The sequence below is a fragment of the Ulvibacter antarcticus genome, assembly GCF_003688405.1.
Lineage (GTDB): Bacteria > Bacteroidota > Bacteroidia > Flavobacteriales > Flavobacteriaceae > Ulvibacter > Ulvibacter antarcticus.
Genome location: NZ_REFC01000013.1, coordinates 64,151 through 81,121 on the forward strand (window position 1 = coordinate 64,151; position 16,971 = coordinate 81,121).

Consider the following 16,971-nt stretch of genomic DNA (forward strand, 5'->3'; position numbering starts at 1 on the left):
CTCAAATTGAATTCAAAACAAGTAGATTTAGTAAATATCGGACTCATAGTGGTGTCTCTATGGATCGCCATTAAACTCCCTTTTGAACTTTTTTTATTTTCATATGCTGTCTTAGGGCCGCTTCATTATCTCACCGAAATCAATTGGTTGAAAGAGAAGAATTATTTTGTTAAACCTAATTCCCTTTGGATAACCATCTTCTTTATTTTCGCGGGCTTGCTTGCACTGTATCCTGTTGTGAAACTACTCGATGTAGGTATCAATGTTTCAGAAGAAAGTACCATTGGTTTTATTTCAACAAAGGGGAAAATGCTTTTACTCACCGGTTTCTTATTTGCCATTAGCTTAATTTTCTTTAAAAAAGCGAAGCATATGTTGCTTTCATTATTGGCGAGTTTCTTTATTTCGGTAAGCATGTATTTATATGTCCCAAGTTCGGTATATATCTTCGGACTTTTTCTGCCTACAATTTTGCATGTTTATTTATTCACTTTGCTATTTATGATATATGGAACCACGCGTTCCAAAAGTCGAAATGGGGTGTATGCTGCTGTATTATTGTTTTTGGTGCCAATAGCGATTATTTTCTTAAACGTTGATGAAACGGTCTATTCAGTTTCTACTCAGACAGCCGGAATCATGGATGAGAGCAATATGTTGGAAGTAAATTATATGATTGCTAAAATTTTTGGTGGAGTGGTGGAAGAAGGCAAATTTTACCACCTGTCCGCCTTAGGGATTAAAATACAAATTTTTATTGCCTTTGCGTATACCTACCATTATCTTAATTGGTTTTCGAAAACTACAGTTATCGGTTGGAAAAATTCGTTGACGAAAAAGAAGTCTGCCCTTATTTTATTTATCTGGATAAGCTCAATAGCGATTTATTATTACGATTATGCCACAGGTTTAGTAGCACTTTTCTTTCTAAGTTTCTTACATGTTTTTCTGGAGTTTCCGTTAAATGTTATTACGATCAAGGGGCTTTTTGATCTTCGTAAATCTAAGAAAGTCAGTAAGCCAGCTAAAGTAACAACCTGATTATCTAAATTTATTTTGAAGAAGTTACTCGTCATCGGTCATACGTTTCCCGAGCCATCAACTACGGCTGCCGGCGGACGAATGATGCAAATTTTATCGCTTTTTTCTGAAGATAAATTTAAAATCACTTTTGTTAGTACGGCAAGGGCTTCGGAAAGAACCGTGGATTTGAGTATGTTAGGAATACAAACTGAAAAGGTAGTACTAAATAGTGACAGCTTCGATGTGTTCGTTTCACAACTGAAGCCGACGGTAGTGCTATTCGACCGTTATATCACCGAGGAACAATTTGGTTGGCGGGTCGCTGAACACTGTCCAGATGCTTTGCGAATACTAGATACAGAAGACCTTCATTTTCTTCGGAAGGCAAGACAAGAAGCAATCAAGAATAACAAAGATGTTGCTGAGGCAAATTTGTTTTCAGAAACTGCCAAAAGAGAGCTCGCAAGTATTTTAAGGTCGGATTTATCTCTAATTATTTCAGAAGTTGAAATGGAACTGCTTCAAGATACCTTTAGAGTTCCTAAAGAAATTTTACACTATCTGCCGTTATGGGTCGAGACCTCTTCCGAAGAGAAAACACATAGAGAATTACCCTTCGAAGAACGACGCGACTTCTATACGATTGGTAATTTATTTCATGCCCCAAATGTAGATGCCGTGCTCTTTTTAAAAAAGGAAATCTGGCCACTTATAAGAAAACAACTTCCCGATGCTCAAATACATATTTATGGTGAATATGCGCCTCAGCGAATAAAAGAGCTGCATGCAGAGAAAGAGGGGTTTTTAATTAAAGGCTGGGTCGAAGATGCGTCGCAAGTAGTAAGCAATGCAAAAGTTTGCTTAGCACCACTGAGATTTGGAGCAGGTTTAAAAGGTAAATTACTACAGGCAATGACATACGGTACGCCTTCCGTTACGACTCCTATTGGTGCGGAAGGAATAAACGGACAATATCCTTATGGTGGCAGTATAGCAGAGAGTGTTCCCGACTTTGTGGAGGCTTCAGTTAGCTTATACATGCAGAAGGAAAATTGGTTAAAAGCGCAGCAAAATGGTTATGAAATTGTGCGACAAAGGTTTCAGAAAGAAAGTTTTTCCGAAGCATTTAAAGAAAAAATAAAATCACTTTTACTCACTATAAATCAGCACAGAAAAGCACATTTTTTAGGGCAAATATTAGTACATCAATCGTTGCAAAGCACTAAATACATGAGTAAATGGATTAGTTTAAAAGAGCAAATTAATACAGAGAAGCGAGGTTAATTGACAGTAATTCAGTAAGTTAATGCCTTTTGCAACAACTAAACAGCTGGACAAATACAAAGTTTCTTTCATTTTTTTTCATAAATTTATTACAAACCCATATTTAAAACTGACATACTATCAAAACAGTACAATCGGATATTGAATTAATTGAAATGATGAACGGGCCGGAGCGTGATCGTAACAAGGCATTAGGCATCGTTTACCGAACACACAAACAAATGGTGTGCAGTTATATTATGAAAAATAGTGGCTCCCCCGAAGAAGCAAAAGATGTCTATCAAGAAGCGATGATAGCGATGTACGAGAATGTTGGACAGGGAAAATTTAAAGGGGATAGCGCGATTGGGACTTACTTATATTCGATAGCTCGTTTTAAATGGCTCAATCAGATTAAGAAGAATAGTGTTCGAAGTTCCCATCACGAAAAGCTGGAAACACCCGAATTTCAAGAGAGTCCGATGACGGTTATCATTGAAAAGGAACATAAAAATGCCGTTTTGGAAGTTTTAACGGAGTTGGGAGATAGTTGCAAACGGCTCTTAGTAGATACCATGTACAACAATGCTTCGATGAAAGAAATTGTTTTAAAAGGGGAATTTAGCAGCGAACAGATTGCAAGGAATAAAAAATATAAATGCCTTCAGAAATTGAAGGAGCTCATTCAGAATAAACCTGGATTACTACAAAAATTAAAAGGAAATGAATAATTCATACGACATAGAAATAGAGCGTTTTATCTCGGGAGAGATGACTTCTGAAGAAAGCCGTGAATTCGAAACAAAGATGAAGGGCGATAAGGAACTTTCGGAAAACTATAAACTCACCTTGGCAGCACATCAACTTATTCAAGATGCCGGCCGACTCGAATTAAAAGCGAAGCTCGAACATTTTGAAAACGAAGATTCTACTCAAACATTTGATTCAGAAAACAGCAATTTAAAAGTTGTTACGCAAAAAGGAGTCTTGCCTTTATGGATAAAACGTGCGATTCCAATTGCCGCCATACTAGTATTATTTATTGCAATTTATCAATTTGGAATTTTTAATAGTAGCAGCACAGTTTCGGATGTGTATAGCGAACATTTTGAAGTGTATTCTCCTCCTGGAGTTACAAGGCATAACAATGAGACCGCACAGGTGAATTGGGAGGCGGCAACGGTGTTATATCGCAACAATGAATATGAGGAAGCAATAGAGCGTTTTTCGAATGCCGAAAATGGCGTTCCCGATTTTCAGGTTTTCTTTTATAAAGGGGTGAGTTATATGGCACAGAATCAACCTGATTATAATATGGCGATTCAGAACTTTGATTCGGTTTTAGCAACAGACAATGATTATCATCAACAAGCCCGATGGTATAAATCTTTAGCGCTTCTGAAATCCGGTAAGCAAAGTGAAGCTTATGCATTACTGGAAACCATCGTGGCGGGCAAATTCTACAAAAATGAGGAAGCTGAAAATATTCTAAATACGAAGATCAAAGAATAAACTTTAGTAGTTAATAGAAATAAATTATTTTCATCTAACATCTAACATCTAACATCTAACATCTAACATCTAACAATGTCTACATTTCTTCCCATTGAATACATCGTATTCCTGCAAAATTAGAAGGAAACGGAACAATAGCCGTAATATATAGCAAGTAGATTTTATCGTTATGGAGTTCAATTCCCCAAGCCCCTTGATTGTTATGTCGATCACCATAGGTTGAAACCAAGAAGGCATTAGCCGGATTTGCAACGTCCATAACCACCATTTCACTACCTCCCGACGATAAAAATATTAGTTGAGAAGCGGCATCATAAGCTATTTGATTTGTATGTCCGTCACTATTGAACCATGTATTGGCATTGGTCTCACATGCCCAAGGATTCACCCAGTCAAGTTGTATAGGATGGGTAGGATCTGAAATATCTACTATTTCCACCCCACAAAAATCGGTCGTAATATAAGCAACCGAACAGTTTATAATAATGTTGTTAAAGGCCTGCTGTTTATTAATACCTTCGTTAATATACCGACCAATTTCAATTGGATTTACTTTGTCGCTAACATCGATGATACGTAATCCACCAGCATCGTAGCACAAGTATAGAAGTTCATTTACGATTGCCATACCTCTGGCATTTGGCTCCTGAATACTTGTTGGATTAGGCATGGGAAAATCAACATCTGGGATATATTGTGAAATTTCCGTTATAGCGGACTTATTGGATACATCCAATATAAAAACACCTTGATTCATTGCGCCTAGATAAGCGAAATCACCTTCCACTTTGACAACTGCACTTCCTTTGACCTCTGTTGAAGTTGACCAATAATCGGTTATTTGAGGTGTTTCCGGATTGGAAACGTCAATGATAGCCATTCCTGCCTTTGCATTGCCACCAAAAAAATCACCGAGTGATACAAATAGATAATTGCCCTGTTGGGTGATATTCATTGCATGAAGATTATCAAAATTGGCAGTTGAGACCGATGTTATTGGGACTGGATTGTCAGCGCTATATATAGCGACTCCGCCCGATTTCATGACGACATAAAAATAGGGTCTATTCGCAACATCATAAATCATTGCCTGAGGTAATTGAGGCGTGGTGGCATTTTCCCAAAGAGTTGTAAATTCTATGTTTTCAGGATCCGGATTATCGTCTGCTGAACCATTGTCGTTATTACTGCAACTTTGTAGAAGTAAAAAGAAGCACAGAATATATAGTGAAGAGCTTTTCATAAAGCGAGGTTTAGTAACTTCTCTTTAAAACGCAATACACTGTGAATTAGTGTTTAGACTATGTTTTGATTTGTGGGATAGTTAGTAACGAAGAAGACCGTCAACTAATTGACGATCTTCTATTAATACTAAACGCAATATTTAAAGTTCTTGGTAATCATTCCACTAATAGCTGTTTTATCAAGCTCGAACTTTCGCTTGTAATCTGAACTATATAAAGTCCCGAGCTTAATCGTGATACATCGATGATCTGGTCCGTATCCATGTTAATGAGACTTGTTTCTGAAACCAATTTACCCAACATATCATAAATACGAATTTGATCTAATAGTAGTTGGCCTCTGTTCGTGATAGTCAACATACTATTAACTGGATTCGGATGAATGAGAATCGAATTCTCTAACGTATTCTGTCCAACTCCTAAGAAATGGGTCACGGTTAATTCAAATGTACATAATGAATCATTTCCATAATCATCTTCTGCTGTAACAGTTACAGTATAAGTGCCAATATCCAGCATTGTTCCAGCTGAAGGTGATTGCGAGGTAACTGTGATTGTAGTAGTACAATTATCAACGGCAACCGCTTCCCCTGTTAAAAAATAATCGGGTACTTCGTACAAATCACCTATATCTATTTCATGTTCCTGATCTAAGGGACAAGTAATATCCGGCCCTGTACTATCCTCTATTGTTACAGTGGCTGTACACGTATCTGAATTTCCACTTGAGTCTGCAACAGTTAAAGTAACGACAATCGGACTTCCAATATCGGTGCAACTAAAAGTATCCGGACTAACCGTCATACTATCAATTGCACAATTATCGGATGACCCAGAATCTACATCAGTAGGACTAATTGTAATACTTCCTGACGCATCTAGTGAAATCGTTGTGTCAGTACAACTTGCAACAGGTGGAATGTCGTCTTCTACTGTGACCAATGCTGTACACGTGGATGAATTTCCACTAGCATCTGTAGCAGTTAGCGTCACGGTTACTGGTGTGCCAATAGCACTACAATCGAAAGTGTCTGGGGAAGCATTCATAACATCAATTCCACAATTGTCTGTAGATCCTGCATCTATATCTGTTTCATCTATCGTTACCATTCCTGATGGTCCAAGCAAAACAGTTATGTCCATACAACTTACAGTTGGGGGAGTGGTGTCGGCGCCGGAAGGTATTACCACGAGATTCTCTGTCCAAGAAGTAATACATGCGGTAGAAGAGCTGTTTTCAGCAGTCACTTCGTATGAGTTCGATGCTAAGCCTACAAAAATGCCGTCATCGATTTGAGTTATCGAAGGCCCAGTCGGATCTGTCGGTGTTATTGTATATTTTATTGACGAACATAGATCACAACTCGCAGTTACCGTTAAAGTTGCATCGAGAGCACCCGGACATGTTGGAGCTGTAAAAACGACATCCGTAATTCGGACTGCTCCGTAAAGTGTTGTTTCCCATAGACCTCGACCTTTAGTTCCAGCTCGAAGCTTACAAGTAGCATAATTAATTTCCAAATCATAGATAGGGACATTTGGTAGACCCGAATTATACAAGGTCCATGCGGTTGAATCCGATTTATAATATACCCCGACTGCCATCCCTACGTAAAGAGCATCCGATGGACTGCCACCTGTATCTTGATATACAAGGCTTACAACAGGTGTGTTGGGTAAACTGCCTGATACATTAGTCCAAGTTGCCCCTGCGTCTGTAGATTCATAGACTTTTTCACCTGCCTCGTATTCGTTTAATCCAACCCAAACATTAGTTGCATCATCTGGATCAAGGACAATCTCGTTAATATGTTTACTTGTAGGCCACGGACCTGTAACTGTCGTCCAGGTAGCGCCTGTATCGGAGGAAGTAGTTATTACATTATCCTTAGCCGCATAAATTCTTGCCGGATCATCGACTCCTATCGCGATCGCATTTCTACCATCCGATTCTAAATTGGTCCAGCTCGAACCTTTGTCGGTACTTCGATAAACATCATCATATCCACCATAGATTATACTTGGGTCCGTAGCGTCCATTGCATAAGGAGTGACGAACTTTCCTGTGGCACCACCGGGTTTTATCATAGTAAATGAATCTCCTCCATTGGTAGATTTAAGCAAGTTTCCAAATTGAGTGCCATAATAGAGTGTTTCCTTATCGGTATAGTCTATCATACAGTCACCTCCATCTGCACCATAAATATGTTCCACACTCGTAGTCCCTGTATAGATGTTTGTGCCATTATCCTGAGTTCCGCCAATTATGAAATCAGGATCAGATTCTATCCCTGCAATTTTATAGAACTGCATGATTTCGAGTCCGTCCCAGATGTTTGTCCAAGTAACTCCATCGTCCGTACTTTTTGAAATTCCACCATCTGTACCACAATACAAAACATTGTTTAATGGGTTGTAAACCAATTCGTGGATATCTGCATGTACGTACTCAAAAGTCGTCGGTGTACTCCAATTTGTGATCGCAGTATGAGAAGCTCCTCCATCTGTTGATCGCCAAATATTTATTCCGCCTGTAATTATATTATCTTTATCTAAAGGGTTTACTGCCATCGCAAGATCATAACCTGATTGATCCACTACCCCAGTACCGTCTGTTTCATAGCTTAATATATTAGGAGTTGTTGACTTACTACTAAAGGAGTCTCCAGAATCGACTGAGAGATACAGCCCTTTGAAAGTTCCTGCCCCATCCGAACCTCCTGCTAAGTAATATACATGACTGCTGTCATGAGGACTTACAGCTATTGCAATTCTTTTTTCGCCGGCGGGGAGAACCGATGTAATTTCAGTCCAAGTTGCTCCAGTGTCTGTTGACTTGTAAAATTTTTCCTTCTCTACGGCATAAACAATAGAAGGGTCCCCTGGTTTGAATTCAATATCCCTGAAACTTCCTGGTTTCACTATTGCATGACTCGCCCAACCGTCGGTTGTTTTGAGTAAACCAGCATTGGTCACGACAAACATTATATCGCTGTCTGTTGGATGCATTAAGAGTTTGAAACCTCTAATTTTAGTAGTAACCGAAGCCGAAAGTCCTGTTGATGCCCAACTGGCACCGCTATCTGTGGATTTCATGACTCCAACAGAAAAAGTATCTCCTCCATCACCATCACCCGTAAGTACATAAATAGTTGAAGGTGTTGCATGATCAACGGCGATACCAGAAATACCTATACTCGCCAGGGCATCGGCTATGGGAGTCCAAGTTGCACCTCCATCGGTTGTTTTCCATAAACCTCCAGCTGGGGTTCCAATATAGATCGTGGAAGCATCTGTAGGATGAAATCCAATAACGTTAACCCTTCCAAGACCTCCATTATAGCCAAGAGCGCCATTAGTATAGGTTATAGGGCCTAAATTATCCCAATCGCTTGAAGCAACTTTACTTTGTGGGCTAGAAGCAATGACATCCTGATAAACGTCCCAATTCATTTTACTTAAATTTCGAATTTTTCGCTCGGAACTGGTATTTCGTTCCATGATATATTCCCAGCGTTTATATTGTTTATAACCACTGCCTTTACCTTTATCTCTATTGGCAAAGTAAAGTTCAGCACTATCCTGAATGTCTTGGAGTGTCGTATTTTCTACCGGATTGCTAATTAATTCCTGATATTCCTGCGCCTTTAGTTGGACGCTTCCAATTCCGAAGAGAAATAGAGCAATTAATAGCATTCTTTTTCCGAAGTAAAAATTGTTACTGCTCACAAAACTCAAATTTGTATTTCCTCTCGCCTGAATTCTTTCTTTGGCTTTCTGCTTAGTCTTGCGCTCTATTCGCGGGTTGCCGGTACTGTCGTCTACATGTCTCATAATAATCAAATTTTAAATTAACTAATAAATAAGGGGAGGAGTCACAACTATGTCAGTTGTCATATTTAAATTGTAACCTAGATTTGAATACTTTTTATAGCTTCGGAAGAATTTGTCTGGAAATATTAACTTTAATTTTCACGATACTCACTTCGGAAAATAACGTTGTTCATCCAGAATAATGCTAGTTCTGAAGCTTGAAAAAGCTAGTTTGATGGGTGTTTTCGGTTTCTGAAAGAGTATTAATACAATGACAATTTTAAGTTGATCGATATATTTAATGCTTTGAAGATGCATCAATCAGTTTGTGAGATCTTTTTTTTCTTCGGAAGAAAATAACACCTAGAATTATAGTAATCGCAGCAATTCCTGTAGCTACTATACCTGTATTCGACTTATGAGCAAGCGGCTCGGTATTTCCGGTGAGTTTGAAGCTACTCCAATAAAAAGGATGCAGATTTTCGGGTGTTGCAGTCTTGAGGTATTGTAATTTGGCGTTTTGTAAGGCAACATCTTTTGAATTTCCCTCCCGAATATTGGTTAAAAAATTCTTTGTGAGTTGCAAAGAAGCTTCATCATCTACAGTCCAAAGTGTGGATAAGAGTGCTTTGCTTCCGGCATATTGAAAAGCCCGCTCCAAACTAGCAATTCCCTCTCCCCGAATTAATTTCCCTGATGCAGAATTACAAGCGCTTAGAATGACCAATTGCGCTTTGATATTGAGGTTGTAAATTTCGTAAATATGAAGCATGCCATCATTTCCTTCGGAAGAATTGAAATATAATTTAGACAAAAGGGGATGCTCGTCTTCAATGGCACCGTGCATGGCGAGGTGCAAAATTCCAGCTTCCGAAGAAACATCCTTCAGAAGATCTTCAGTAACTAATTTCCCAATCTCACTTCTTCCTTTAAATAAGGAAGCTCCAGATTCTATTTCTTTCTTATTAAAATGAAGCAAGGATAAGGTTTTACTTGTTTGCTCGGCATCCATATATAACTGTCCCTCGTAATTTGGAGCGAAACCGAAATAAGCATCATTACTGTTTCTATCATTTTCAACCAATAGTTTAATGGAGGCAGATGGGCTATAGGAAATAGCATATTCTTTGAGCAAATACGATAATTCCCTATATCCTCTTGGTTTGTTTATAGGTGTTTCTTTTAATAGAATTTCAAAAGGAAGGTAGTAAAGTTTACCATCGGGAATTATGATTAGTTTCGAAAAATTGTGATTCGATAACTCAGGCTTCAGAAGTTTGTTGTAAAGTAAACTGGATGTTTCAGTGAAGCTTAAATATGTCTTCTGAGCCTCTGTTTGCACTAAATTTTGTGAACTTAGATTTGTAAATAATTCACTAACCTCTTTAAATAATTGTGGAGTATCTTCCAGCTTACGAATTGCAATTTCTTCCGAAGTGATTAAAAAAACGTAGCTATTCTCACTACCTGCAAAATAGCTAATCATGGCAGTATTTACATCCAGAATTTGATCCTGAATCACGGCTACGGTGGCGATAGGACTCTCGTATTTTAAATTATAATATTCAGGATGCTTTTCCTGGATGGTTTTTATTAAAATATCATATTCATTTTGTAAAGCATCCAGTTTTGTTACCCAAAGACTCAACATTTTTCCTCTGGTTTCGGCACATCTGCTTTCTTCCGACTGGATCTTTCCGGCGTAATCGTTGATTTCTGATTTTAATTTAATTTCTTCGGAAATAATAGCTTCGGAAACATTTGTAAAAGATCGAATTTCCTGATCGTAGAGTGAGGCTAATAATAATAAAGCTTTGCTTCTTTCAGAATAACTAAACGCCTTCGAAAGATAATCTTTGTTATTCGTTATTTGAAACAATTCCAAGGCTGTAGTAATGCTGCTTTCGATTATAATTAGCGTTCGTTGTGTCCAAAATTCTCTTGAAGCTTCAGAGAGCTGATTGCTTTTTTGGTTTTCTAGTAGCGTAATTGTTGCTTCATAGGTCTGTAGTGCCGCTTCCAGATCGCTTATCTCATTTGTTTTTAAGTAATATTCTTTAAGTAGATCGCCTTTTGCGATTAAAGATTCAAAGAGGTACTGCGATGATTGTACCTTCATTTGAGGACTCGGATTTTCATACCAGGATGTTTGAGAGATTTCCTCCAAACCTCGCATATCTGGAACTAGAATTTGAATCGCTTCCTGATAGGCGATTAATGCAGCTTCAGTATCTCCCGAAAACCGAAGCGCCCTTGCTACAAAATTTTTGCAAGCGCCAGTCTGAACATTATTTTTACCTAGTTCTTTTTCCCTCCACTTATACGCTTCATTGTAATAGTCGATTGCTGTAGCATAGTTTCCGGAATTAATAAGGCTATCTGCAATGCCAATTGTTTTGGTACTAAGGTCATTATTCACTTTTTTTTCGTCTTCGATCGAATAATTAAAATAAAGTAGCGCATTTTCAGGGTCTTCGAGTTCCCAATACATATCACCAATGGCCTCGTTGAGGTAGCGCATATATTTGTCCTGAGGCTTCATAGTATGTATCCAAACTTCCCTTGCCTGCAGGTAATAAGTGAGGGCTGATTCATATTCCATTTTCTCGTAGTACACACTTGCAATACGGTAGTTAAAGTAAGCGATTTCATAGTGATTGGAAGGATAATGTTTCAGAAGAAAGTCTCTTCCCTGAAAGTAATAATAATTTGATTTGTCAAAATCACCTGCATTTCGATACCTATTCCCTAAGTTTCCGAGGGTTTCATAATAATAATATACAGGAGGGTTCTCGAGTTTATCAAAAGCCTCAAGTGCGGCGAGTAAATGATTTATCGCCTCTGTGCGTAGCGAGGCTTCATTTATTTGTTGAAATATAGTCCGTTCAAGTCTTCCTTGGAGCTCGTAATTTGGTCCAAATGGTGAAGCAATGCTGTCAGTTACTTTTTTAATATGTTTTTTATATAATATCGGGTCGTTTGTTGCTGCGTAGTTTTCTGCTAATAATAAGTGAAGGTCAAAATCTGGAGTTAGATTATTTTTTATAAGTGTTTCTTTCGCGAAAAGAATAGCATTATTCGCTTCTTTAAATTCCCGATTGTTCCTGTAAGCTTGATATTCTCTTTTTAGTAGTGTAATAAGCTCCTTGGTGGAAAGGTCATTGCAGTCTTTAGCCGAGCTAGTTTTAATCAAAGCATTTTTAAAATCTCCATGTTTTATAAGTGCATCTATTTCTCGAATTTGTGTATTAAAATCGCAAAGTTGTGGCGTGACAAAAAGGGAACTAAAAATAAAGCTAAGAAGTAGTAACGATTTCACCCTAAATCATTGAATTTACACATATTACAAGATACGAATATTTATTTTTCCTTTTGAAAATGGGTCTTGTGCTATTTTCGTAAGATTCTTTAATCCGAAGTGGTAATTTATCGTGGAAAGAGATGTTTTTAACTGATTTACAGTTAATTAACTGTTAAGATTATGATTTTTTCCTTATTCCTGTTTAACTTTTACAAAGAATTAGGGATTGACAACGCAAGTTGTCGTCCAAACTATTTTCTTGTTTTCCTATATTGCTACTGTAGGAAATAAGGTTTAAAAAGCTCATTGCATGCAAATGGGCTTTTTTTTATGCTGTTTATCAGGATATTATATGAAATATACGTGTTTTTACGTATTGTTTTTACTGCGAATCATAATTACATTTACCTTGAGGTTACCCCAGTAATGCTACTTACTGGTTGAATATTAAATTCTTTGTTGCCATATTGCTACTTTGGTTAACAAGGACAATCATAAAGCTCGTTATTATAACGGGCTTTATTTGTTTTAAAAATTTCCAGATTTCATCAACATAAGAAAGTAGGCTTCTCTAATTATCGGCAATTTTCTTAATTTTAATGTTCAGAAGATAGCTTGTTGTTATTTTCTGAATTAATTTAAAATCGATTAATCATGAACCTTTGTACACAAATTGCGAGTCACTTAAATAATATCTATTTCGGCGGCAACTGGTCTGTGGCTAATTACAAAGAAGTACTTGAAGACATACCTTTGAAGCAGGCAAATAAGAAGCTTCCAACTTTCAATAGTATTACTGCGCTGGTTTATCACAGCAATTACTATATAAATGCTTTGTTAAAAGTACTTGAAGGGGGTTCGTTAGAAGCCAAAGATGCCCTGAGCTTCGATCACCTGGAAGTGAAGTCGGATAAAGACTGGCAGTCAATGAAAACGAAATCGCTTTCCGAAGCAAAAAAAGTTTCAGAATTAATTGCACAACTAGAAGAATCAAAACTTTGGGAGCCTTTTACTGATGAGAAATACGGGAATTATTACAGCAATATTCACGGTATTATTGAACATTGTCATTATCATTTGGGACAAATTGTTATTTTGAAAAAGATGCATTCACAGAAATAAAAAGGATTGCTTCAAAAACACTTAAACTTACAACCATTTGTAATTCGTATGTTTGTATGAACAACAACTAAACTAAATATCTCGACAATTATCGACTTCCAAAATGACCCGGAAAAAACACAGTAAAAAAAAGACCTCCCGGAAAGTTGGTAATTCCAGCAAAACTATAACCGAGGAAATCACCAAGACAAAGAAAACTGTCACTAAAAAAAACCTCCATTTAGAAGCAATGCGAGGTATATTGGCACTAATGGTATTGGTGAGTCATGTGGAATTAATCCGGTTGTATTTTGGACATTCAGATGACTATCTAAACCCAATTATTTACCATCTGGGAAGAGTTGCGGTCACAGGGTTTTTCGTACTAAGTGGCTATCTAATTACTATGAGTATTCTCAGGCGCATCGAGACAAACAGATGGAGTGTGGGTGATTTTTATATTGGAAGAATATTTCGAATTTGGCCACTTTATTTCTTCGTTATTATCCTGGCAATTTGGGTATTACCCCATGTCTCAATCTTAGAATTCAATGTTCCGGACTTTCTTATAGATGCACGTGAGAATTCCGATAATTACTGGTATTTCCTTTTCTTTCTTCCACAGATTCCTTTAATCCACAACAATATTCTTCCCTTCGCCGAACCTACCTGGTCCATTGGTGTTGAGGAGATTTTTTATATAATTATTCCGTGGGTTTTTGTGTTTCTTAAGAAACGATTTATCAAAGGTGTTTTTATCTTTTTTATTATCTTCTTGATTGCAAAGTATATTGCCATTTATGGTTACGAACTTCCTGTTGGTAATCGTTGGGCCTTGTATATTAATTTTTATAGATACGATTGCATTGCACTTGGTTGTCTCATGGGAGCCATGCATTTTAAGAAAAGCACATTATTCGAAAAGGTGAATCGTTGGCATCTTCTGCTAGCATTAGCCTCGTTCGCGTTATTATTTTTAATTATCGACGTGGAATCCTATGATTATTTTCCTTTTGCATTATGTTTTGGAGTTATGATCGCCTATTTGGTGAACAAAAATAGTACGCTAAGAAGCCCGAAATGGTTGGTGTATGTAGGTACTATTTCCTATAGTTTGTATCTAACTCACGAGATTGCCATTGTATTTTTTATTAATTTGGGGATCGATGGTAAATCGATGGTTGCCATGTATGCTCTTAGTATTTTAGGGGCGATTTTATTGGCCTCCGGAATCTATTATTTAATCGAAAAACCTTTTATGGACTTCGGAAACAATAAATTGAGGAATCATAAGGTGGTGGCCGTTCCAAAAGAGCAATCCGTTCAATAATCCAATTATTTTAATCATTATTCATGTCATTTAACATCGTATTAATAGAACCCGAAATTCCTAATAACACAGGTAATATTGGAAGGCTGTCGCTGGCGACCGGAAGTAAATTACATCTTGTAAAACCCTTCGGATTTGAGTTAAGCGATAAACGTGTTAAACGGGCAGGACTCGACTACTGGAAGCATCTGGATTTAGCGATCTATGAAAATCAGGAAGAATTCTTTGCGGTGCATGCCGATAAAAAAATGGCGTTTTTATCCAGTCATGGAACACAGAATTATTGGGATATCAATTTTGAAGATAACCTGTTTTTTATCTTCGGAAAGGAATCCGTTGGCCTTGATACGGGTCTAACCGATGCGAATCAGGATCGTTTGTTCAAGATCCCAATACACAGCGAACACATCCGAAGCATAAATCTTGCAAATGCTGTTAGCGTTGTGGTTTATGAAGGACTTCGGAATTTGAGATAGGCTTCATCTCGATACAATCCGCCTGTGGCGGACCGCTCGATGTGACAGTGCTATAAAATTTGATTCTTAGCGACAATTCCTATTAAAGAGTTCATCTGTCACTTCGAGTGATTTTAGGATGCGTAGCAATCTTAAAATAGTATCGAGAAGTTCTCGATATTATCAATAGAGTTATTATAATCACTTGAAGTAACATATTTTCACTAACAACTAACAACTAACAACTAACAACTAACAACTAACAACTAACCACTAAATCCCACATCTAAAATCTCATAACTGAAGCCCCACCCAACTTTTACACTATCTTTGCACAAATATCTTGTAAAAACCTATGCACTTTACCGAACTCGCTTTAAACAAACCAATCTTAAAAGCAATTTTTGAGAAGAACTACGATAGCCCAACTGAAGTTCAGAAACAGGCTATTCCTTTGGTTTTGGATAAAAAAGATTTAATTGCCTCAGCCCAAACAGGAACTGGAAAGACGGCTGCCTTTGCCTTACCAATATTGCAACTATTATTTCATCAACAAGATGCGACAAAGAAAAACAAAAGGATAAGGGCTTTAATTGTAAGTCCTACCCGGGAATTAGCAGTACAAATTGAAGCAGAATTTAAAGCCTACGGAAAGTATACAAATCTTAAAACAGCGGTAGTTTTTGGTGGTACGTCCATTGAGCCACAGAAAGACATCCTCAAAAAAGGAGTGGACATTTTAATTGCTACCCCAGGTCGATTGCTTGATCTTCGAAAGCAAGAATTTATTAATTTGGACAAGGTAGAAATACTGGTTTTAGACGAGGCCGATTTAATGTTGGACATGGGTTTTATTGATGATGTCTTAAAGATTGATCGTATGTGTCCGGAAGACAAGCAGACCCTTTTATTTTCGGCTACTATGCCAATAAAGGTGATTCAATTGGCAAAATCCATCTTGACCGATCCGGAAAGAATAGAAATTTCACCTACAGCGGCAGCGGCTGGCGGAGTGCTTCAGTTGTTGTACTACGTGCCAAAACCTTCCAAAATCGAGTTGTGTTTGCATTTACTTCGGAATGAAATAAAAGGCAACATCTTAGTTTTCCGAAGAACAAAAAATGGTGTAGACAAACTTGAACAAACATTGATTAAGAATGACTTTAAAGTAGATAGTCTCCATGGAGATAAGTCTCAGAGTGCGCGTCAATCTGCTTTGAACAAGTTTAAAAACGGTGAAGTAAATATTCTTATCGCCACCGATGTAGCATCTCGTGGTATTGATATTGAAGATCTTGATGCGGTAATTAATTTCGACTTGCCTAATATTCCGGAAACTTACATCCATCGAATTGGAAGAACTGGGCGTGCAGGAAAATCGGGGACATCGTACTCCTTGTGTGCTGCCGATGAAAAAAAGTATGTGAAGGAGATTCAGAAACTACTTCAGAAGCCCATCAAGGTTGTTGAAGATCACCTTTTTCCACTTGATCCTGAGGCAAAACCTCCTATTCATAAAAAGAAGAAAACAGGAAGCAAACATAAGTCAGGTAGAAAATCGGCTGCTTCAAAAAAGAATAAAAAGCGCTGGTATTAAGCTAAATAAAGTAGCTAGAACTTCCGTTTAACCATAATTCTTTTCATTTCCTCTAAAAAGTACGAAAAAGATTACGTAAGATTATCTCAAGTGTAAATGATTTCCTACATTTATCTTGCCCGTCAATCTACAATAGTCTTTTCTCTTTGCTATTTAAATGTAAAGAAGATGGAAAAAGAATTAAATTATCCGTTCAATAGGCGTTCAGAAAATTATTTTGATTGGCTATATCATGTTATCCGGTCTGAAAAATATTATCAAGCCGATGCAGTAATTGTTATGAATGATATAAATTCGATATATCTACCGAAGGATGATCGAGACTAAAG

The 16,971-nt window shown here is 37.4% G+C and carries 12 protein-coding genes; 9 read left to right on the top strand and 3 right to left on the bottom strand.

The features are described from left to right. The first annotated feature begins 6 nt into the window (after positions 1-6). From BXY75_RS09170 to BXY75_RS09185, 4 genes are all read left to right on the top strand, one after another. On the top strand, positions 7-1,041 hold the full coding sequence (locus tag BXY75_RS09170; protein WP_121907453.1) for a hypothetical protein: 1,035 nt from the start codon (positions 7-9) through the stop codon (positions 1,039-1,041). A gap of 15 nt (positions 1,042-1,056) precedes the next feature. Beyond that, complete coding sequence (locus tag BXY75_RS09175) at positions 1,057-2,307, top strand: glycosyltransferase (protein ID WP_121907454.1); 1,251 nt, start codon at positions 1,057-1,059, stop codon at positions 2,305-2,307. Between the two features lie 155 nt (positions 2,308-2,462). Then, positions 2,463-3,017, top strand: a complete 555-nt coding sequence (locus tag BXY75_RS09180; protein ID WP_121907455.1) for an RNA polymerase sigma factor — start codon at positions 2,463-2,465, stop codon at positions 3,015-3,017. Beyond that, positions 3,010-3,798 (top strand): tetratricopeptide repeat protein, encoded by a 789-nt coding sequence (locus tag BXY75_RS09185; RefSeq protein ID WP_121907456.1) that lies wholly within the window; start codon positions 3,010-3,012, stop codon positions 3,796-3,798. Before BXY75_RS09180 ends, BXY75_RS09185 begins: the two co-directional genes overlap by 8 nt. Positions 3,799-3,877: 79 nt before the next feature. Here the strand turns inward: BXY75_RS09185 and BXY75_RS09190 are convergent, their stop codons facing one another. From BXY75_RS09190 to BXY75_RS09200, 3 genes are all read right to left on the bottom strand, one after another. Next, positions 3,878-5,044: an LVIVD repeat-containing protein gene (locus tag BXY75_RS09190; RefSeq protein WP_121907457.1), complete on the bottom strand. Its 1,167-nt coding sequence runs from the start codon at positions 5,042-5,044 to the stop codon at positions 3,878-3,880. 157 nt (positions 5,045-5,201) lie between these two features. Continuing rightward, positions 5,202-8,879 carry a VPS10 domain-containing protein gene (locus tag BXY75_RS09195; protein ID WP_121907458.1) on the bottom strand — a complete coding sequence of 1,226 codons (3,678 nt, stop codon included), beginning with the start codon at positions 8,877-8,879 and terminating at the stop codon, positions 5,202-5,204. 277 nt (positions 8,880-9,156) lie between these two features. After that, entirely contained in the window at positions 9,157-12,177 is a 3,021-nt protein-coding gene (locus BXY75_RS09200) for a CHAT domain-containing protein (RefSeq protein WP_121907459.1), read from the bottom strand. A gap of 636 nt (positions 12,178-12,813) precedes the next feature. Between BXY75_RS09200 and BXY75_RS09205 the strand changes: the two genes are divergently transcribed. From BXY75_RS09205 to BXY75_RS17015, 5 genes are all read left to right on the top strand, one after another. Further along, positions 12,814-13,281: a DinB family protein gene (locus BXY75_RS09205; RefSeq protein ID WP_121907460.1), complete on the top strand. Its 468-nt coding sequence runs from the start codon at positions 12,814-12,816 to the stop codon at positions 13,279-13,281. Positions 13,282-13,384: 103 nt separating this feature from the next. Then, positions 13,385-14,590: an acyltransferase family protein gene (locus BXY75_RS09210; protein ID WP_121907461.1), complete on the top strand. Its 1,206-nt coding sequence runs from the start codon at positions 13,385-13,387 to the stop codon at positions 14,588-14,590. Between the two features lie 23 nt (positions 14,591-14,613). Beyond that, positions 14,614-15,066 (top strand): tRNA (cytidine(34)-2'-O)-methyltransferase, encoded by a 453-nt coding sequence (locus BXY75_RS09215; protein ID WP_121907462.1) that lies wholly within the window; start codon positions 14,614-14,616, stop codon positions 15,064-15,066. Positions 15,067-15,400: 334 nt separating this feature from the next. Continuing rightward, entirely contained in the window at positions 15,401-16,642 is a 1,242-nt protein-coding gene (locus BXY75_RS09220; RefSeq protein WP_121907463.1) for a DEAD/DEAH box helicase, read from the top strand. A 96-nt stretch (positions 16,643-16,738) separates the two neighbouring features. Then, entirely contained in the window at positions 16,739-16,969 is a 231-nt protein-coding gene (locus BXY75_RS17015) for a hypothetical protein (protein WP_147437260.1), read from the top strand. Positions 16,970-16,971 lie beyond the last annotated feature (2 nt).